The organism is Bailinhaonella thermotolerans (assembly GCF_003594875.1).
GTDB classification, from domain to species: domain Bacteria; phylum Actinomycetota; class Actinomycetes; order Streptosporangiales; family Streptosporangiaceae; genus Bailinhaonella; species Bailinhaonella thermotolerans.
The window spans coordinates 1-18,636 of the sequence record NZ_QZEY01000012.1 but is presented as its reverse complement, the minus strand read 5'-3'; the positions used below and the strand labels follow the sequence as shown (position 1 = coordinate 18,636).

Annotated in this window: 15 protein-coding genes; 7 read left to right on the top strand and 8 right to left on the bottom strand. The window is 74.8% G+C overall.

The annotated features are described in order from the left end of the window. The first annotated feature begins 23 nt into the window (after positions 1 to 23). The 5 genes from D5H75_RS26120 (at position 24) to D5H75_RS26100 (ending at position 8,394) form a co-directional block, all read left to right on the top strand. Positions 24 to 1,310, top strand: a complete 1,287-nt coding sequence (locus D5H75_RS26120) for a hemolysin family protein (RefSeq protein WP_119929195.1) — start codon at positions 24 to 26, stop codon at positions 1,308 to 1,310. 218 nt (positions 1,311 to 1,528) lie between these two features. Further along, positions 1,529 to 3,403 (top strand): trypsin-like peptidase domain-containing protein, encoded by a 1,875-nt coding sequence (locus tag D5H75_RS26115; RefSeq protein WP_202638526.1) that lies wholly within the window; start codon positions 1,529 to 1,531, stop codon positions 3,401 to 3,403. Positions 3,404 to 3,767: 364 nt separating this feature from the next. Further along, positions 3,768 to 4,445, top strand: a complete 678-nt coding sequence (locus D5H75_RS26110) for a hypothetical protein (RefSeq protein WP_147425281.1) — start codon at positions 3,768 to 3,770, stop codon at positions 4,443 to 4,445. Positions 4,446 to 4,449: 4 nt separating this feature from the next. Then, positions 4,450 to 4,770 (top strand): cytidine deaminase, encoded by a 321-nt coding sequence (locus D5H75_RS26105; protein WP_119929192.1) that lies wholly within the window; start codon positions 4,450 to 4,452, stop codon positions 4,768 to 4,770. A gap of 219 nt (positions 4,771 to 4,989) precedes the next feature. Next, complete coding sequence (locus D5H75_RS26100; protein ID WP_119929191.1) at positions 4,990 to 8,394, top strand: ATP-binding protein; 3,405 nt, start codon at positions 4,990 to 4,992, stop codon at positions 8,392 to 8,394. On the opposite strand, the gene D5H75_RS26095 is transcribed toward D5H75_RS26100, so the two are convergent. Continuing rightward, positions 8,361 to 9,047 (bottom strand): hemerythrin domain-containing protein, encoded by a 687-nt coding sequence (locus tag D5H75_RS26095; protein ID WP_202638525.1) that lies wholly within the window; start codon positions 9,045 to 9,047, stop codon positions 8,361 to 8,363. The two genes, D5H75_RS26100 and D5H75_RS26095, sit on opposite strands and share 34 nt — an antisense overlap. Positions 9,048 to 9,134: 87 nt before the next feature. Here D5H75_RS26095 and era point away from each other — a divergent pair, with 87 nt between their 5' ends. Beyond that, positions 9,135 to 10,043 carry a GTPase Era gene (gene era / locus D5H75_RS26090; RefSeq protein WP_242454520.1) on the top strand — a complete coding sequence of 303 codons (909 nt, stop codon included), beginning with the start codon at positions 9,135 to 9,137 and terminating at the stop codon, positions 10,041 to 10,043. An 85-nt stretch (positions 10,044 to 10,128) separates the two neighbouring features. On the opposite strand, the gene D5H75_RS26085 is transcribed toward era, so the two are convergent. The 6 genes from D5H75_RS26085 to D5H75_RS26060 form a co-directional block, all read right to left on the bottom strand. Further along, the gene (locus tag D5H75_RS26085; protein ID WP_147425280.1) at positions 10,129 to 10,761 is read right to left on the bottom strand and encodes a hypothetical protein; all 633 of its coding nucleotides are present in this window, start codon (positions 10,759 to 10,761) and stop codon (positions 10,129 to 10,131) included. 102 nt (positions 10,762 to 10,863) lie between these two features. Continuing rightward, on the bottom strand, positions 10,864 to 11,313 hold the full coding sequence (locus D5H75_RS26080) for a hypothetical protein (RefSeq protein WP_119929187.1): 450 nt from the start codon (positions 11,311 to 11,313) through the stop codon (positions 10,864 to 10,866). Positions 11,314 to 11,317: 4 nt separating this feature from the next. Then, positions 11,318 to 12,505, bottom strand: coding sequence for a glycosyltransferase (locus D5H75_RS26075; RefSeq protein ID WP_119929186.1), 1,188 nt, complete (start codon positions 12,503 to 12,505; stop codon positions 11,318 to 11,320). 105 nt (positions 12,506 to 12,610) lie between these two features. Beyond that, positions 12,611 to 13,966: a HAMP domain-containing sensor histidine kinase gene (locus tag D5H75_RS26070; protein ID WP_119929185.1), complete on the bottom strand. Its 1,356-nt coding sequence runs from the start codon at positions 13,964 to 13,966 to the stop codon at positions 12,611 to 12,613. Continuing rightward, positions 13,963 to 14,685 (bottom strand): response regulator transcription factor, encoded by a 723-nt coding sequence (locus tag D5H75_RS26065; RefSeq protein WP_277949973.1) that lies wholly within the window; start codon positions 14,683 to 14,685, stop codon positions 13,963 to 13,965. The genes D5H75_RS26070 and D5H75_RS26065 overlap by 4 nt, the downstream gene beginning before the upstream one ends. Next, positions 14,682 to 16,751: an ArnT family glycosyltransferase gene (locus tag D5H75_RS26060; RefSeq protein WP_202638524.1), complete on the bottom strand. Its 2,070-nt coding sequence runs from the start codon at positions 16,749 to 16,751 to the stop codon at positions 14,682 to 14,684. Before D5H75_RS26060 ends, D5H75_RS26065 begins: the two co-directional genes overlap by 4 nt. A gap of 173 nt (positions 16,752 to 16,924) precedes the next feature. Between D5H75_RS26060 and D5H75_RS26055 the strand changes: the two genes are divergently transcribed. After that, on the top strand, positions 16,925 to 17,329 hold the full coding sequence (locus tag D5H75_RS26055; protein ID WP_119929183.1) for an SgcJ/EcaC family oxidoreductase: 405 nt from the start codon (positions 16,925 to 16,927) through the stop codon (positions 17,327 to 17,329). 99 nt (positions 17,330 to 17,428) lie between these two features. Here the strand turns inward: D5H75_RS26055 and D5H75_RS26050 are convergent, their stop codons facing one another. Beyond that, positions 17,429 to 18,142: a biosynthetic peptidoglycan transglycosylase gene (locus D5H75_RS26050; RefSeq protein ID WP_242454519.1), complete on the bottom strand. Its 714-nt coding sequence runs from the start codon at positions 18,140 to 18,142 to the stop codon at positions 17,429 to 17,431. Positions 18,143 to 18,636: the final 494 nt, after the last annotated feature.

Below are 18,636 nucleotides of genomic sequence, written 5' to 3'. Positions count from 1 at the left end.
CGGCGCGTGAGAAGAGCGCGGTCATGAGCACGGCCCAGGGATGGTTCTTCGCCGCGGCCGTGCTGGCGGTGATCGGCGGGCTGTTCGCCGGCGCCGAGTCCGCGCTGTCGCGCGTCTCCCGCGTGCGCGCCGAGGAGTTCGTCAAACAGGGCCGCCGGGGCGCCCCCCGGCTCCAGGCGATCGTCGGCGACGCCCCGCGCTACCTGAACCTCCTGCTCCTGCTCCGCGTGAGCTGCGAGCTGTCCGCGACCGTGATCGTCACCCTGGCGTTCATCGACGTGCTCGGCGACGACTGGCGCGCCTACACGGTGTCGGCGGTCGTGATGATCCTGGTCAGCTACGTGATCGTCGGCGTGATGCCGCGCACCCTGGGCCGCCAGCACGCCGAGCCGATCGCGCTGGCCGCCGCGCCCGTGGTGTACGGCCTGACGCGGATCTTCGGGCCGCTGCCCAAGCTGCTGATCCTGCTGGGCAACGCCCTCACCCCCGGCAAGGGCTTCCGCGAGGGGCCGTTCACCACCGAGGCCGAGCTGCGCGACCTGGTGGACCTGGCCGAGCAGCGCCGGGTGATCGAGCCGGACGAGCGCGAGATGATCCACTCGGTGTTCGAGCTGGGCGACACGCTCGTGCGCGAGGTCATGGTGCCCCGCACGGACATGGTCTTCATCGAGCGCGGCAAGACGCTGCGGCAGGCGCTGTCGCTGGCGCTGCGCAGCGGCTTCTCCCGCATCCCCGTCGTGGGCGAGAACGAGGACGACGTGGTGGGCATCGCCTACCTCAAGGACGTCGTGCGCCGCACCCACGAGCACCCCGGCAGCGGCGAGACCGAGAAGGTCGAGTCGGTCATGCGCGAGGCGACCTACGTCCCCGACAGCAAGCCGATCGACGAGCTGATGCGCGAGATGCAGGCGCGGCAGATCCACATGGCCGTGGTCATCGACGAGTACGGCGGCACCGCCGGGCTCGTCACCATCGAGGACGTCCTGGAGGAGATCGTCGGGGAGATCACCGACGAGTACGACCAGGAGGCCCCGCGCGTGGAGCACCTGCCCGGCGGGTCCGTCCGGGTCACGGCCCGGCTGCCGGTGGACGAGCTGTGCGAGCTGTTCCCCAAGGCGGAGATCGAGGTGGACGACGTCGAGACCGTGGGCGGCCTGCTCGCGCACGCCCTCGGCCGGGTCCCGATCGCCGGCTCCACGGCCGCCGTCTCCGGCCTGCGCCTGACCGCCGAGAGCCTGGCCGGCCGCCGCAACCGCATCAGCACCGTCCTGGTCCGCTGGGAGGAACCCGAGACCGGCGAGCCCGACTAGCCGTTCCCCCGCGCCCCGCCGTACCAGCCCTTGGGCCGGTCGGGAGGGGCGCGTTCCCCTTCCGTCACAAGTGCGGCGCGAGTCCGTGCCGTGTCATCGGCCAAGTCCGTGGCAAGAGGCCCACAAGTCCGGCGCGCCAGGCTGCTCGGCGATGGGCGGCGTGCGGGCCGCCCGACGGTCGATGTGGCCCGATGACGGGCGGAGACGGTAGGACGACGATGTTTCGGACAGCACGGCGCACCTGGTCGGTCGTGGCGGCGACCGCCGCCCTGGCGGGGCTGACGGCCCTCCCGGCGGCGCCGGCGGCGGCCGAGCCCGAGAAGCCGGAGGTCCCGATCGGGACCCGCCTCGCGGCGCGGACGAACCCCTCGGTGCAGCTCACCAGCCTCACGTTCACCGGCGAGGTGGTCGTGCCCGTGGCGGAGCTGAAGAGCGGGCCCCTGAAGGACCTCCAGGCGGAGATGGTCCGCATGGCGCTCAACGGCAAGATCGCCCAGGACGAGAAGAGCCTGGTCAAGTACATGCTCCAGCGCATGGCCTCGAACGTGGGCAGGTTCCTGCGCCCCGGCGGCCAGGAGCGCACGGTCCAGGCCGAGGTGGGCGGCCTGTGCACGGGCTGGTGGGTCACCCCCGACGGGTACATGGTCACCGGCGCGCACTGCGTGCAGCTCGGCGAGGAGGAGCTGTCGCGGGCGTTCGCCAAGCAGGCGCTGGACAAGTTCAACAAGGAGGACACCAGGGAGTTCGTCAAGGGCTTCAAGAACATGGCGCTCGACGAGGAGATGCTCAAGCTCGGGGCGCAGATGTTCGCGGAGTTCAACGCCTCCCACATGAAGATCCGGGGGCTGAAGAAGGACCTGTCGGTCCTGCAGAGCCTGCCTGGCGGCGGCGTGGACAAGACCGCCAAGGCCGTCCCGGCCGAGATCGTGTCGGTGGGGGAGAACTACCCGGGCAAGGACTTCGCGCTGCTCAAGGTCAACGGGCAGCAGAACCTGCCGACGGTGCCGCTGGGCGACGACCCGGACGTGCAGGTCGGTGACGTGCTGTACATCAGCGGCTTCCCGGGCCTGATCACCAACACGGCGTTCTTCAGCCTGGAGTCCAAGCTGGACCCGGCGCTGACCGAGGGTCCGTACAACGCCAAGCGCACCACCCAGACCGGCGTGCCGTACATCCAGGCGCAGGCGCCGTCCTACCGGGGCAACTCGGGCGGGCCGGTGTTCAGCCGGCAGGGCAAGGTCGTCGGCATGCTGATCGCCGGGTCGGTGGACCAGAGCACCGGCGAGTCGGCCGAGAACCACAGCTTCGTGCTTCCGGTGAGCATCGTGAAGGAGAAGCTCAACGAGAAGAACGTCAAGCCGGCCGAGTCGGTGACGACGAAGACCTACGACGCGGCCCTCGACGCGTTCTTCCAGCGGCACTACAAGATCGCGTTGCCGCTGTTCCGCGAGGTGCAGGCGCTGTACCCGAACCACCCCTACGTCGCGCGCTACATCAGCGACTCCCAGCAGGCGATCACCGCGGGCAAGGACGAGACGCCGCTGCCGATGGGCGTGTGGATCGGCGTCGCCGCCGGGGCGGTCGTGCTCGTGGTCGCCGGCGTCCTGGTGTTCGTCCTGCTGCGCCGCCGCAGGGCCCGCCGCGCCGCGGCCGGTCCCGCCTATCCCGCGCAGCCCGGCGTGCCCGGGGCTCCCGCCGCTCCCGCCGCCCCGGCAGGTCCGGGCGCTCCGGGCGGGGTCCCGGCGGGGCCCGCGTACCCGGCCTACGCCGAGGCGGCCGTCCCCGCGGCCGACCCGTCCGCCGGGCCGTACCCCGGCCACCAGACCGACCCCTACGGCCGCCCCGCGGAGCCGTACGGCCACCAGGCCGGCGGGCACGGCGGGCACGGCGGGCACGGCGCGCGGCCGGGGCTCGCCGGGCAGGTCCCGCCGCAGCGCCCCGGCGCCCCCGAACCCCATCCGCGGATCCCGGCCCCCGGGTTCGTGGACCGCGACGGGGACGGGCGGGACGACCGGGTCCAGCAGCTCGAAGACCTGGAGCAGGAGCTCGCCCAGCTCCGCCGGCAGCTCGACCGGCGCCCGCCGGCCGAGTGACCTGACGGCCGCCCGCCCGCCAGGTCAGGCCGCGAAGGCCCGGTCAGGCAGGGCGAAGGCCGGGTCACGGCCGCGCGACGGCCGGATGACGGCCGCACGGGCCAGGTCCAGGCCGTCGCCGTAGGGCCGGCACCGGCTTCCGGCCGGCGGAGTCGACACCGCCGCCGGGAGAAAGGGGGGGCCGGACCGGGATCCTGACACCCGGACCGGACCACACGGGGCGCTCTCACCCGCCGCACACGGGTGAGGGCGCCCCGTTCTTTGTTCCGTCTTTCCCGGCGCGTGTCGAAGAGGATGGGCAGGGTAGGCAATTCCCAGGGTGTTCTTCCGGCGCGGCGGACTTCGGCTGGGGTGGGGGCCTGCGATGGGTGAGACGATCGCGCGACGCCTGGGCGCTGCTGCCTGCGCCGTCCTCGCACTGTGCGGCGTGGCGGCGTGCGGCTCCGAGCGGGCCTTCGGGTCCGGTGGCGGGGAGGAGCGCGCCGACGTGCGCGCGCTCCTGCGCGACCTGAAGGGGCTGCCCGACGGGATGCGCAAGGCGGGGGACCGGCCGTGGAAGCCGCCGGTGAAGAGCAAGGACCGCGACTGCAAGCTGATCTTCGACGCCCTCTCCGGCCGCCCGCCCAAGTCCGGGCTCCGGCAGCGCGCCGAGGTCAGCCTGACCGGCGACCTGCTCGGCGAGGATGGCGGGATCGCGCTGGCCGCCTACTCCGGCGACGCCGCCCACCGCCACCACAGCGCCCTCGGCGACGCGCTGTCGGGCTGCGAGGAGATGGGCTCGTCGGACCCGGTCGCGGCCACCGAGTTCACCGCCGCGCCGTCGGAGGTCCGGGACCTGGGGGAGGACACCCACACCCGCACGTTCCAGGGCACGCTGAACGGCTTCCCGTACCAGATCGAGGTCGTGTTCTCCCGGGTGGACGACACCCTCGTCTCCGTCGTGCACACCTCCCTGGGCGAGGCGGACGGCTCGCGCACGGCGGAGCTGGCGCGGTTCGCGCTCGCCCGGGTGAGGTCCGGGCCGCCGGGCGACGTACGCTAACGCCGTGAACCCCGAAGACGAGAAGATCATCACGCTCGCGCGCTCGTCCCGCGCCCGCTCCGGCGCCGCCCAGGGCGCGGCCGTACGCGACGAGACCGGCCGCACCTACGCCGCCACGGAGGTGAACCTGCCGTCCCTGCGCCTGTCCGCGCTCCAGGTCGCGGTGGCCATGGCCGTCTCCAGCGGCGCGAGGTCCCTGGAGGCCGCGGCGCTCGTGGCCGGGGACGCGCCCGCCGAGGCGGACGAGGCGGCCGTGCGCGACCTGAACCCGGGCGCCCCGATCCTCGTCGCGGGCCCGGACGGAGTCCTCCGCGAGACCCGCTGACCACCCGCCCCGAACGCGCCGGGAACCGGCCGGTGACGCCGCCCGGGACCCGGCGTGGGACCGGCCTGGAACCCGGCTTGGAACAGGTCGGGGCACACTCCAAGGACGCCTCCAGGCCCGTTCCAAGTCACATCCAAGCCATCTCCAAGACCCTGATGTGAACCTTCTCCCGATCTGAAAACGCCCGGGGGATGGGCGACGCGCGTCGGGCAGGCGGGGATGGATTTGCGATTTCGGGTACTCGGACCGTTCACGGCCGAAAGCGGGGGGCGTCACATCGATCTGGGCGGGCCGCGGCAGCGGTCCGTTCTCGCGCGGCTCGTGGCCGCGCGCGGGCAGGTGGTCTCGGTGGACCGCCTCATCGACGACCTCTACGCCGAGGAGGTGCCGCCGCGGGCGCTGGCGGCCCTCCAGGCGTACGTCTCCAACCTCCGGCGGGCGATCGAGCCGGACCGGGCCCCGCGCACGCCGGCCCGCGTCCTGGTCACCGCCCCGCCCGGCTACGCCGTACGGCTGGACGCCGACGCGGTGGACGTGTGGGTGTTCGAGTCGCTGATCCGGCGCGGCGGCGCGCTGCTCGACGAGGGCGACGCCCGTACGGCGGCCGCGGTGCTCGCCGAGGCGCTGGCGCTGTGGGGCGGCCCGGCGTACCAGGAGTTCGCGGACCTGGCGTGGGCGGCCGGCGAGGCCGTGCGGGTCGAGGAACTGCGCATGGTGGCGGTGGAACGGTCCGCCGCCGCGGGGCTGCGGCTGGGGCTGGCGGTGCAGGTGGTGCCCGAGCTGGAGCGGCTGGTCGCCGAGCAGCCGCTGCGCGAGGAGGCCTGGCGGCTGCTGGCGCTGGCGCTGTACCGCTGCGGGCGGCAGGGCGACGCGCTCGGGGCGCTGCGGCGGGCCCGCACGGCGCTGGTGGACGAGCTGGGCGTGGACCCGGGCCCGGCGTTGCAGCGCCTGGAGACCGACATCCTGGCCCAGGCCGCGCACCTGGACGAGCCGCGCCAGGCCCCGCCCGCCACGATCGCGGCCGATCCCGCTCAGCCCGGGCCAGAGCCGGCCGCGGGGCCCGCGGGCCCGGTCCTGGAGCCCATCGCCGAGCCGGCCGCCGAGCCGTTCGTGGGGCGCGAGGGCGAGCTGGCGCGCCTTTCGGCCATCGCCGACCAGGCGGCGGCGGGCCGGTTCACGATCGCGCTCGTGCAGGGCGAGCCCGGCGCCGGCAAGACCGCGCTGGCCCGCACCCTGGGCGCCGGACTGGCCGGGCGCGGGTGGACCGTCGCCTGGGGCCGGTGCCCCGAGGCGGCGGGCGCCCCGGCGGCCTGGCCCTGGGCCGAGCTGCTGAGCGACCTGACCGGCCGGTTCGCCCCGGAGGACCGCGCGGCGCTGAACCCGCTGCTCGACGAGGCGGGCGAGGCGCAGGGCGGGGACGTCGCCGCCGCGCGGTTCCGGCTGCACCGCGCGGTCGGGCGCTACCTCGCCGCCGTGGCCGGGCGCGCCCCGCTGCTGCTGGTCCTGGACGACCTGCACCGCGCCGACGAGGAGACCCTGGCCCTGCTCGGGGACCTGCCGGCCGACCTGGCCCCGGCGCGGGTGCTCGTGGTCGGGACGTACCGGCCCTCGGAGGAGCAGGAGACGCTGCGGGCCGGCCTGGCCGCGCTGGCCCGGCACGACCCGCACCGCCTGGACCTGCCCGGGCTGGCCGCCGACGGGGTGGCCGCGCTGGTCCGCGCCGTCTGCACCCGCGAGGTCACCGACGAGACCGTCCGCGTGATCGTCGCTCGCACCGGCGGCAACCCGTTCTTCGTGCGGGAGACCGCGCGGCTGCTCGACTCCGAGGGCGTGCTCGTCGCCACCTCCGAGGTGCCGTGCGGCGTGCGCGACGTGATCCGCCGCCGCGTGGCCCGCCTGCCCGCCTCCGCCCAGACCGTGCTGCGCCACGCGGCCGTGGTCGGCTGGGAGTCGGACGTGGACGTGCTGATCGAGTCCGGCGCGGGCGACGAGGACACGGTGATCGACGCCATCGAGTCGGGGCTGGTCACCGGTCTGATGCTGGAGCCGGAGGCGGGCCGGGTGCGGTTCACCCACGGCCTGATCCGCGACACGCTCTACGAGGACATCTCCCGCCTGCGCCGGTCCCGGCTGCACGCGAGGGTGGCCGAGGCGATCGAGCGCAAGACGCCGCACGAGACCGCCTCCCTGGCGTACCACTTCGCCCAGGCGGCGACGCCGGAGACCGCCGCGCGGGCGGTGCCGTACGCCCGGATGGCGGCCGAGCGGGCCGAGCGCGGGTTCGCCCACCGCAAGGCCGTCACGCTGTGGGAGCAGGCCCTGGACTGCTTCGACCGGGCGCGGCTGAGCGACCCGCGCGAGCGGCTGGAACTGGTCATGCGGCTCGTGCGCGCGTTCGCCCTGACCGGCGACCTCGCGCAGGCGCGCGCCCACCGCGACCACGCGATCCTGCTGGCCCGGCCGCTGGCCGACCCCTGCCTGACCGCGCGCGTCATCGCCTCCTTCGACGTGCCCACGCTGTGGATCAGCCGGTCGCACGGGGCGGGGGCGCAGGAGCTGATCGAGATCATCGAGCAGACCCTGCGCGAGCTGCCCGCCGAGGAGACCGAGCTGCGCTGCCGGCTGCTCACCACGCTCGCGTTCGAGCTGGAGGGCGATCCGGCCGAGCGGGGGTACGAGGCGTCGATCGAGGCCGTGGCGCTCGCGTGGGACCACGGCGACCCCGAGCTGCTGGCGATGGCGCTCAACGGCCGTTACGTCCAGGCGTTCCGGTACGGCGGGCTGGACGAGCGGCTGGAGATCGGCCGCATGCTGCTCAAGCTGGCCGCCCGCCACGGGCTCGTCACCGTCGAGATGCTCGCCCACCTGATCCTCATGCAGGTCCACTGCGGCCGGGTCGAGTACGACAGGGCGGACGGGCACGCCTCGGCGGCGCGGGAACTGGCCGAGCGGTACGACCTGCCGCTGCCGCTGGCGCTGATCGGCTACTACGACGGCCTGCGGATCGGCGTGACCGGTGACTTCGCCCGCGCCGAGGCCGTGTACGGCGACGCGTGCGCGCGGATGGGGCAGGTCGGCGCGTGGGGCGGGGAGGTGGCCATGCTGGGCGTGGCCGTGTTCTGCCACCGCCTGGCGCAGGACAGGCTCCACGAGCTGGCCGACTCGCTGGAGAGGCTCCACAGCGACCCGAGGTGGCGGGAGTTCGTCGCCGAGCCGTACGCGCTGGCGCTGGCCAGGTCGGGCCGTCTCGCCGAGGCGCGGCAGGTCGCGGCGGCGCGCAGGCCGCTGCGGAGGGGCTACTTCTGGCACCTGATGGCGGCGGTCCGCGGGCTGCTCGGCGTGGAGCTCGGGGACCGGGCCCGGGTGGAGGAGGCGTACCAGACGCTGCTGCCGTTCAAGGGGGTGCCGGTGGGGGCCATGACCGGGGCCGTGCAGTACCTCCCGACCGACCAGGTGCTCGGCGACCTCGCGCTCTACCGGGGCGAGCCGGAGACGGCCCGCGAGCACCACCGGGACGCGCTGGCCGTGGCCGAGCGGGCGGGCTCGGCCCTGTGGCGGGACGCCGCGCTGGCGGCGCTCGGCGAGGGCGGTCAGCCGAACACGCGGCGTTCGAGCGCGGCGTGACGGCCGCGGAAGAGCGCGAGCAGCACCCGGAACGGCAGGCCGCCCCGGCGGAGAAGGTGATCCATCTCCGCCGGGGCGGTGTGCCGGGCGATCCACGGCAGCAGGAAGCGGATGTGCCCGAGGCCCGCCTTCTCCTGGAACCGTCTTTCGCACCATTCGAACGACTCGCGCGGCACGAACCTCCGTACGACAGGGAAGACCTGCCGCTCCTCGTCGGCGATGTGCTCCTCCAGCAGGTCCCGCAGGTCCGCCAGCGCGTCGGCCAGCTCGCGCAGCGCCTCCCGCCCGCCGGGGCCGAGGCCGGCGAGCGCCCGCTCCGCGCGGGCCAGCACCGGCGCGAGCGCCCGGTGGTCGTCGGTGAGCGGGGCCAGGTCGATCGCCTGTCCCGCCGCGGCCTCGATCACCGGCCACAGCACCTCGTCCTCGTTCTCGTGGTGGTGGTGGATCTCGGTGAGGTACGGCCGCGCGTACGCCCGCACCGCCGCGATCCGCTCCGGCGGCGGGGGAGCGCCCTCGGCCATCGCGGCCAGGGCGCCGGCCAGCCGCCGCGCGTCGGCGATCATCGCCCGGTGGATCACGACGAAGCCGGTCAGGTCGGGCTCGGGATCTCCGGAGCGGCGCCGGGCGACGGGGGGAGTCTGGATGTCAGCCATGCCGATCAGCGTAGGAACGGCACTTGCCGTGCTCTTGGGACGGTCTAGTGACCAGTCCACCGGGGCGCGTAGGCGACAATTGGTGTTGTGAATTCGCTGACAGACGGCCATCGCGCCGGGTTCGCCTGCTTCGTCGGCCGTCCCAACGTCGGCAAGTCAACCCTGATGAACGCCCTCGTCGGGTCGAAGGTGGCCATCACCTCGTCCAAGCCGCAGACCACCCGCCGCGTGATCCGCGGCGTCGTGCACCGCCCCGACGCGCAGCTCGTCATCGTGGACACCCCCGGCCTGCACCGCCCCCGCACGCTGCTCGGCGAGCGCCTGGACAGCCTCGTGCTCTCCACCCTCACCGAGGTGGACGTGATCGGCTTCTGCGTGCCGGCCGGCGACCCGATCGGCCGCGGCGACCGCTTCATCGCCGAGAAGCTCGCCGGCCTGCGCAAGACCCCCGTGGTGGCCGTCGTCACCAAGACCGACCTGGCCCCGCGCGACCGCGTCGCCGAGCAGTTGCTGGAGGTCTCGCGGCTCGGGGAGTGGGCCGACATCGTGCCCGTCTCCGCCGCCGACGGGGAGAACCTCGACACCCTCACCGACGTCCTGGTCGAGCGCCTGCCCGAGGGGCCCGCCCTGTACGCCGGGGGAGAGCTCACCGACGAGCCCGAGCAGGTCATGGTGGCGGAGCTGATCCGCGAGGCCGTCCTGGAGGGCGTCCGCGAGGAGCTGCCGCACTCGATCGCGGTGGTCGTCGAGGAGATGAACCCGCGCGAGGGCAAGGACATCCTCGACATCTACGCGATCATGTACGTCGAGCGTCCCAGCCAGAAGGCCATCGTCATCGGCAACAAGGGCGCCCGCCTCAAGGAGGTCGGCACCAACGCCCGCAAGCAGATCGAGGCGCTCCTGGGCACCCGCGTCTTCCTCGACCTCCGCATCAAGGTGGCCAAGGACTGGCAGCGAGACCCCAAGCAACTCCGCCGCCTGGGCTTCTACGACTGATCCCGTCCTCCCCTGGCGGAGAGCTCCTCCCTTTTCCCGGGATTCGTTCCCCGGATTCGCCGCGGCGCGGCGTCCGGGGCCGGGATCAGGGCCAGGGTTCGGTGTCGCGCCGGGCGGAGCCTTCGCCTGGCCAGGTGCCGTGGGCGCCATGGGCGCCCGGGCCGTGGGCGCCGTGGGGGCCGCTCTGGTGCGGGCCAGGCTGGTACGGCGCGCCCGGCTGGTACGGCGGGCCCGGGGGAGGGTAGGCGCCCGGGCCGTACGGGGCCGCGGGCTGGGGGCGCTGGGTGATCCAGCCCACGGCGCCGAGGACGGCGACGGCGACGGCCGCGGCCCCCGCGACGTAGGCGCCGTAGTCGAGGGAGATCTCGAACAGGTCCCCCACCAGGGGCAGGTCGCCGAGCTGGCCGAGCTGCCCGAGCCGGCTCTCGGCGTTCATCACGTCGCGCGCCCCGAACCAGACGACGAACAGCGCGAACACGCCGGGCACCGCCGCGAACGCCAGCACCCGGGGCACCCCGGCCGCCGCGATCAGCCCGATCGCGATCGAGACGAGGCCGACGGCCAGCACCGTCTTGCCGTCCCAGGTGTCGATGCCCACCTGTCTGCGGTTGAAGATCACGTACCAGGGGAGCAGCGGTGAGACCGCGAGAACCAGACCCGCCACGGTGAAGGCGACGGCGAGCCCGCGCCCGCCGCGCCCGGTCACTGGGTACGTCACACGACCACGTTAGGCCCTCGCCCCCGCCCGGCGACAGCGTGTCGCGGCAGGCGGCGGCCGCCGTACCGGTACGTCAGGCCCGGCCGGGGCGGCGCCGCCGGATCAGGCCCGGGCGCGGCGCGCGGCGGCCGAGAGCGCGAGGGCGGTCACGGCGACGGCGGCGGCGAGGGCGAGGAACGCCCACACGGTGAGCCGCGGCCCCAGCTCCTCGGCCAGCTCGCCGACCTCGGGCGCGCCCTCCGTCGCCCGGTCGATCCGCTCCTGGAAGCTCGCCAGGGTCAGCATGACGTACACGATCGCCCCGGCGGCCACGAGCCCCGGCGCCGCGGCGAGCGCCGCCAGCCGGGGGCTCCCGGCCACGGCGACCGCCCCCAGCGCCGCGGCGACCAGCCCGCACGCCAGGACGACCCGCCCTTCGGCGTGCTCGTAGGCGGCGATCGGCGTGCCCAGCAGCCGCACCCAGGGCAGTCCCGCGCTCGCCGCCAGCAGCAGGCCGGCGAGCGTGACGGCGGCCGGTACGCCTCTCCCGGTCCGCCCCGGAGAGCCGAGCATGATTTCAGCGTATGTCGGTATTCAGCACCCGAACAGGCCCGTCCGCGCGCCCCGCCTCCGGCCGTACGGCTCGCGCCGGCCGCCCCGCGTGGAACACCCACCCGCGCAGGAGCAGGAACCGCACCAGCGTGGCCAGCGCGTTCGCGGCGACCACCACGGCGAGCTCCACCGCCCGCCCGGGCCCCGGCGCGACCGCGTGCAGCAGGGCCAGGCTCCCGCTGCTCACCCCCAGCCCGATCAGGAACGCCACCCCGCCTTCGAGCTGGTGCCGTACGGCGCCGGCCGCCCCGCGCACCCCGAACGTGAACCGCCGGTTCGCGGCGGTGTTGCCGACCGCGGTGACCAGCAGCGCCAGCGCGTTCGCCGCGACCGCGGGCAGGACCAGACCCAGCAGCAGGAACAGCCCGAGGTGCGCGACCGTGCTGAGCGCCCCGACGAGCGCGAACCTCGGCACCGCGGGGTCGCGCAGCAGCGTGCGGCCGACCCGGGCGACGCCGCGCAGATCCGCCAGGGCGGTGCGCAGGATGTCCACCCGGCTGTCGGGGTCGTCCACCCAGTCCACCGGCACCTCGTGGATGCGCAGCCCGTGGTGTTCGGCGAGCAGCAGCAGCTCGGTGTCGAAGAACCACTCCTCGTCCCGCACCGCGGGCAGCAGCGCCTGCGCCACCTCGGCGCGCACGGCCTTGAACCCGCACTGCGCGTCGGAGAAGCCCGCCCCGAGGGCGAGCCGCAGCAGCAGGTTGTAGGCGCGCGAGATCAGCTCCCGCTTCGGCCCGCGCACCACCGACGCGCCCCGCGACAGCCGCGTCCCGATCGCGACGTCGCTGTGGCCCGACAGCAGCGGCGCGACCAGCGGCAGGAACGCCTCCAGCCCCGTGGACAGGTCCACGTCCATGTAGGCGACCACGTCCGCGTCGCTGTCGCGCCACACGTGACGCAGCGCCCGGCCCCGCCCCTTCCGCTCCAGCCGTACGGCCCGCACGTGCGGCAGCCGCTCCGCCAGGCCGCGCGCCAGCTCCCACGTGCCGTCGGTGCTGGCGTTGTCGGCGATGGTCACGCGGAAGGAGTACGGGAACGTGCCGCTCAGGTAGTCGTGCAGCCGCGTGACGCTGGAGACGAGGACGCGCGCCTCGTTGTATACCGGCACGACCACCTCGACGAGGCGGCCGCGTGAGGGTGCGTGTTGACTCATGCTCCCAAGCTCGGCGCCCCGTCTGGGACCCCTCTGAAGCACGCGTTAATCCTGGATGAGAAGCCACGCGAGCCGCCGGGCGCCGCCGCGGGGGATGGGGAGCGGTCACTCGCCGGGCGGGGCCCCGGGGAGGGTGAGGCGGGCGGTCGTGCCGCCCCCGGGAGCGGGTTCGAGGGTCACCTCGCCGCCGGACTCCCGTACGGCCCGCGCCACGATCGCCAGGCCGAGGCCGGAGCCGGGCAGGCCGCGGGCGGCGGGGGAGCGCCAGAAGCGGTCGAAGACGTACGGCAGGTCCTCATCGGCGATGCCGCCGCCCCGGTCGCGCACCGTCAGCTCGCCGCCGCGCAGCCGTACGGCGACGGTCCCGCCCGGCGGGCTGAACTTGATCGCGTTGTCGAGCAGGTTGACCACGGCCCGCTCCAGCGCCGCCGCGTCGCCGCGCACCCGGTACGGCTCGAGCTCCACGTCGAGGCGGACGTCCTGGCGGCGCGGGCGCACCCGCCGTACGGCCCGCTCGGCGACCTCGTCCAGGCGGATCACCTCGTACGGCACGGCCGGGTCGGGCCCGCGCGCGGGGCGGGACAGCTCCAGCAGGTCCACGACCAGGCTGGACAGCTCCCTGAGCTGGGCGCGCACGTCGTCGAGCAGCCGGCGGCGGTCGCGGTCGGGCAGCGGGCGCCCGGTCTCGTCGCTGCGGAGGAGGAGGTCCACGTTGGCGCGCAGGCTGGTCAGCGGCGTGCGCAGCTCGTGCCCGGCGTCGGCGATCAGGCGCTGCTGGCGCTCCCGGGAGGCGGCGAGCGCCGCGGTCATGGTGTTGAAGGCGCGTCCCAGGCGGGCGATCTCGTCGTCGCCCTCGGCGGGGATGCGCGTGTCCAGGTCCTCGGTGCGGGCGATGTGCTCCACCGCGCCGGTGAGCCGGTCCACGGGGGCGAGCGCGGCCCGCGCGATCAGCAGGCCCGCCGTCGCCGCGCCGAGCACGCCGACCGCCGCGACCCCGGCGAGCAGCAGCGCCAGCCCCCGCAGCGAGTCCTCCAGCTCGGTCCGGGACCGGGCGGTGAGCAGCGCGACCCCGGGCCCGGCCGGCCGCGTGAAGACCCGCATCTCCGTGCCGTCGGCGGCGACCCCGTCGCGCAGCGTCTCCCGGCTCCGCCCCGCCGCCACCGCCAGGTCGGCCGGCGTCACCCTCACGGCGCGCTCTCCCGGCGCCGTGCAGGTACGGCCGTCGGCCCACACCACCTGCTGGACGAACAGGAACGGCCGCAGCCGCGCGTCCGGCGGCGGCTCCTCGCACAGGTGCGGGGGCGGCGGCCCGGCCCGGCGGCCGGTGAGGGACTCGTCGAGCTGGTGGTTGAGCTGGCCGCGCACGAGGAACCAGCAGGCCGCCGCCGACACGGCGATCGCCGCCGCCACCGCCAGCGCGGTCAGCAGCGTCAGCCGCGCCCGCAGCGGCGCCCGCCTCACGGCCGCCCCGCGCCCCGCAGGACGTACCCGACGCCCCGGACCGTGTGGATCAGCCGGGGCTCGCCCCCGGCCTCGGTCTTGCGCCGCAGGTACATCACGTACACGTCGAGCGAGTTGGACGACGGCTCGAAGTCGAAGCCCCACACCTCCTGGAGGATCCGCTCGCGCGTCAGCACCTGGCGGGGGTGGGCGAGGAACAGCTCCAGCAGCAGGTACTCCGTCCGGGTCAGCTCCAGCGGCCGCCCGCCCCGGGTCACCTCGCGCGTCGCCGGGTCCATGCACAGGTCCTCGAACCGCAGCGCGCCCTCGGCCGCCCGCGCCGACAGCGCGCTCCGCCGCAGCAGCGCGCGCACCCGCGCCAGCAGCTCGTCCAGCTCGAACGGCTTGACCAGGTAGTCGTCCGCGCCCGCGTCGAGCCCGGTCACCCGGTCGCCCACCGTGTCGCGCGCGGTCAGCATCAGGATCGGCACCGTCTCCCCCCGCGCCCGCAGCCGCCGGCAGGCCGTGACCCCGTCCAGGCGCGGCATCATCACGTCGAGCACCACGAGGTCGAAGCCCTCACGCTCCAGCTCGCCGAGCGCGGCGAGCCCGTCCGGCGCCCCGGTCACCCGGTACCCCTCGAACTGCAGGCTGCTCTCCAGCGCCTGCCGTACGGCGGGCTCGTCGTCCACGACCAGGATCGACGCGCCGCCGGATTCCCTGAGGCGTCCCCCGCTCACGAGGTCGTCCTATCCGCGCGGGAGGGGGCGCAATCGTAGAGCCCGGCCACGTCCTTCACCGCCGAGCAGCGCGTGGAGACCCAGGTCAGGCGGGTGTCCCGGTCGCCCCCGGCCCCGCGGAACCCGCTCAGCTCCACGAACCGCAGCCGCCCGTCCGCCACCAGCCGCGCCAGCTCGTCCACGGTGATCGCCTGGTCGGTCCCGTTGAACCCGCCCAGCGCCACCACGTCCTCCCCGGTCGCGATGATGTACGGCGCCGCGCCCGTCGCCGACGCGGTCGCGAGCAGGATCTCGGCGCCGCCGCGGTTCTTCCGCGCGTGCTCGATCACGGCCTTCTGCGCGGAGGTGAGCCCGCCCGAGGCCACCCCGAACCCGGCCATCCCCCCGCCGCGTCCCCGCGACCCTCCGGGCCCGCCCGCCCCGCCGCCGGCCGTACGACCGCCGGGAGAGCCGCCGTCCGGGACAGCGCCGTCCGGGACAGCGCCGTCCGGGGTGCCGCCGCCCGGGGGCGTGCCGGGCGGAGCGGCGGGGAAGCCTCCGCCGCCGCCCCGGCCACCCGGGAACCCGCCGGGCGGGCGGCCTGGACCGCCGCGCCCGCCCCCGGGGCCGCCGAAGCCCGAGGGCCCGGCCGTGGGGTTGACCCCGCCCATGCCGCCGCCGTCGCCCGCCGGGACGCTCGCCGCCCAGACGGCCGGCGCCGCGATCACCGCGAGACCCGCGACGACCCCGCCCGCGACCGCCGCGCGGAACGCCCGCGGATGGGCGAGCAGCCGCGCCCCGACGAGCAGCAGCACCGCGAGCGCGCCCGCGGTGAGGATCGCGGGCCGCAGCCAGGGCCGCCAGTCGGGCGTCCGCGCGACGACCTGGCCGGCCCACACGACGGTCCCGGCGACGGCGGCGGGCAGCAGCGCCCAGGCGAGACGCCCGGGCCGCCGGTAGAGCCGCCACATCTCCACCGCTCCAGCGCCCGCGAGGGCGGCGACGGCCGGGGCGAGCTGCGTCGTGTAGTACGGATGGAAGATCCCTTCCGCGAAGCTGAAGACGGCCCAGCACAGGACCAGCCACCCGCCCCACAGCACCCAGCCGCCCCGCCGCGCCCGCGCCCGCACGACGAACGCCGCGGCGAGCGCCGCCGCGCAGAGCGGCAGCAGCCAACTGATCTGCCCGGCGAGCTGGTCGTTGAACAGCCGCGTCAGCCCCGGCTCCCCGCCGAAGCTGGGCCCGGCGTTCCCCGCGCCCGTGCCCGCCCCGTCCCGGTTCCCGAGGATGCGGCCCAGCCCGTTGTACCCGATCACCAGGTCCCAGGCGCTCCCGTCCCGGCTCCCCCCGATGTACGGCTTGCGCCCCGGCAGCAGGTCCACGGCGGCCACCCACGCGAACGAGGTCGCGAGGAGCACGGCCGCCGCGCCCGCCAGATGCCGCAGCCCGCGCGCGAGCCGTACGTCGGCCGCGAAGAGGTAGGCGGCGAACAGCGCGGGCGCGACCACCCAGGCCTGGAGCATCTTCGCGGTGAAGCCGGCCCCGACCAGCGCGGCCCCGGTGGTCAGCCACCACCCCGACCCGGCGGCGACCGCGCGGGTGACGCAGTAGGCGGCGCAGACGAGCAGCAGCACCATGAGCGTGTCGGGGTTGTTGTCCCGATTGATCGCCACCGTGATCGGCGTCAGCGCCATCACCCACGCCGCGATCGACGCGGCCGCCGGCCCGTGCCAGCGCAGCACCGCGCGGTGCAGTACGGCTATCGCCAGCACGCCCAGCACGGCCTGCGGCACGATCACCGCGGCCCCGGAGAACCCGAAGACCCGCGCGGACAGGGCCTGCACCCACAGCGCGGCGGGCGGCTTGTCCACGGTGGACACCCCGAGGGGGTCGAACGAGCCGAAGAAGAAGGCGCTCCAGTCCTGGCTCATGGAGCGGGCCGCCGCCGCGTAGTAGGAGTTGCCGTACCCGATCGAGTCCAGCGCCCAGAGGTAGAGCAGGCCCGCCGCCGCGCATGCGGCCAAGAGGGCCCACCGTGACCACGCCGGCTCACGCGGCCGGACCGGGGTGTCGTCGATCGCTATCATGCACCCAGCATCGGCGCCGCAGGTCAGAGCCCTCTTGAGCGTTGATGAAAGTCTCATGAGAAGTCGCCGGGCCGCAGGGTTCCGAGCGGCGCCGCCCACTTGCGGAGTGATTCGCTCCGGTGTAACTTCACCTTATCGGAGCGAATCGCTCCGATTCGAGGAGGATGAGGGACATGAGCACGCGTGAGCAGGACATCGCGGCGATCGAGCGGCTCGTGCGGGACGCGGCCCGGCTGCAGAGCGACGTGGACGGGTTCACCGGCCTGCTGACCGAGGACGCGGTGATCGTGAACTTCGGCGGCCGGGTCGTGCGGGGCAGGGCCGAGATCGCCGAGGCGATGAGGCAGGCCCTGGCGTCCCCGCTGGCCGATGTGATCACCGAGAACGAGCTGGAGGACATCCGGTTCCCGCGCCCGGACGTGGCCCTGGTCGGCTTCGTCAAGCACGTCTCGGACCGGCGCGACCCGAAGGTGCGGGGCGCGGAGCTGGAACAGCGCGGCCGGTCCACGTTCGTGCTGGTCAAGGAGGACGGCCGGTGGCTCGTCTCCTACGCGCAGACCACCCCGATCCGGGCGTGACGCCGGGGCCGGCCGCCCGCGCCGCGCATTCGCCGGCCGTACCGGAGGCGGGGCTCCGGGCTCGGCGGGCGGGCCGGCGGGCGGCTCCGGCGGGCGGGGTCAGCGGGTGCGCGAGGGGCGGGGCGGCGAGGGGTAGCGCAGGGCGGCGGCCTCGGCGGGGGTGAGGGCGCCGATCTCGCGCATGCCGTCCACGACGTAGCGCCAGCGGGCCTCGGCGGCGGGGCGCCGCGCGCCGTAGGGGCGGTCGAAGTGGTTGGGGCGCTGGACGACGGCGGCCAGGAAGGCGGCCTGGGCGGTCGTCAGGTCCTGGACGTGGCGCTTGTAGTACGCCTGGGAGGCGGCCTCGATGCCGTACGCGCCGCGGCCGAAGTAGATCGAGTTGAGGTAGGTCTCCAGGATCCAGTCCTTGGACTGGGCCTCGGTGACCTTGAGCGCGATGATGATCTCCTTGAGCTTGCGGCCGACGGTCTGCTCCAGGCCGATGCCCGGGTAGTAGTTGCGCACCATCTGCTGGGTGATCGTGGAGCCGCCCTGGACGTCGTCGCGGACGAGCGTGGACCAGGCCGCGCGCGCCAGCCCGGTGACCGAGACGCCGGGGTCGTCGTAGAAACCGCGGTTCTCGGCGGCGATGAACGCCATGCGCACCTTGCGCGGAACCCGCGACAGCGGGACCGGGTGGTGCCGCGCCCCGTGGCCGTCGCCGCCGTAGGAGAGGCTGACGGGCTCGCGAGGGGCGTCGGGAATGGGCGTCGTCGTGTAAAGCAGCCCGAAGATGGCCACCGACGCCACCACCGCGATAACGATGAAGCGCACGACCAGCTTCCCCGCCAGTCGTCCCGCCCTGCCCGCGGCCCCCATCGGTGCCCCCCGTCCATGACCCGGTTCTGATCTTATTTCCATTAGGCCAGGCTTTGCCCTCCCTTCGCGTCAGCCGAAGGACGGAAAGCCGGCGTTGGTGATCGGCCGAAAGTCCTAGTCAGCGGCGGGACCCGTCCACCCGCCGGGCCCGGCCGCCCGCTCCGGGCCGTACGGCTCACGCCCGCGGAGCCGTCGCCGAGGGCGGGCGAAAGCCCCGACGTGGTCGGGGATGCCGTCGAGGTGGGTTATGCTGTTTCCACTCCACCAACTGATCCACTCGATCCGGCGGGTTTGAACGCTGCGAGAGAGTGGTAAGTTTGAGGGGTTGCCCCGAAAGGGGATGCTGGCGAGTCCGAACCGGTCAGGTTGACACGGATCGGGACGAACCGGTAAGATTGGGAGGCGCCCTCTGCGGGCCGGTCCGGGTGGCCGGGTGCGGTGAGTGGGGG

What these genes read in the sequence shown, in the direction of transcription:
- D5H75_RS26100 (WP_119929191.1), top strand. Translation starts at nt 4,990, where the DNA reads ATGGATTTGCGATTTCGGGTACTCGGACCGTTCACGGCCGAAAGCGGG.
- D5H75_RS26110 (WP_147425281.1), top strand. Translation starts at nt 3,768, where the DNA reads ATGGGTGAGACGATCGCGCGACGCCTGGGCGCTGCTGCCTGCGCCGTC.
- D5H75_RS26095 (WP_202638525.1), bottom strand. Translation starts at nt 9,047, where the DNA reads ATGGCTGACATCCAGACTCCCCCCGTCGCCCGGCGCCGCTCCGGAGAT.
- D5H75_RS26075 (WP_119929186.1), bottom strand. Translation starts at nt 12,505, where the DNA reads ATGAGTCAACACGCACCCTCACGCGGCCGCCTCGTCGAGGTGGTCGTG.
- D5H75_RS26080 (WP_119929187.1), bottom strand. Translation starts at nt 11,313, where the DNA reads ATGCTCGGCTCTCCGGGGCGGACCGGGAGAGGCGTACCGGCCGCCGTC.
- D5H75_RS26115 (WP_202638526.1), top strand. Translation starts at nt 1,529, where the DNA reads ATGTTTCGGACAGCACGGCGCACCTGGTCGGTCGTGGCGGCGACCGCC.
- D5H75_RS26055 (WP_119929183.1), top strand. Translation starts at nt 16,925, where the DNA reads ATGAGCACGCGTGAGCAGGACATCGCGGCGATCGAGCGGCTCGTGCGG.
- D5H75_RS26060 (WP_202638524.1), bottom strand. Translation starts at nt 16,751, where the DNA reads ATGATAGCGATCGACGACACCCCGGTCCGGCCGCGTGAGCCGGCGTGG.
- D5H75_RS26120 (WP_119929195.1), top strand. Translation starts at nt 24, where the DNA reads ATGAGCACGGCCCAGGGATGGTTCTTCGCCGCGGCCGTGCTGGCGGTG.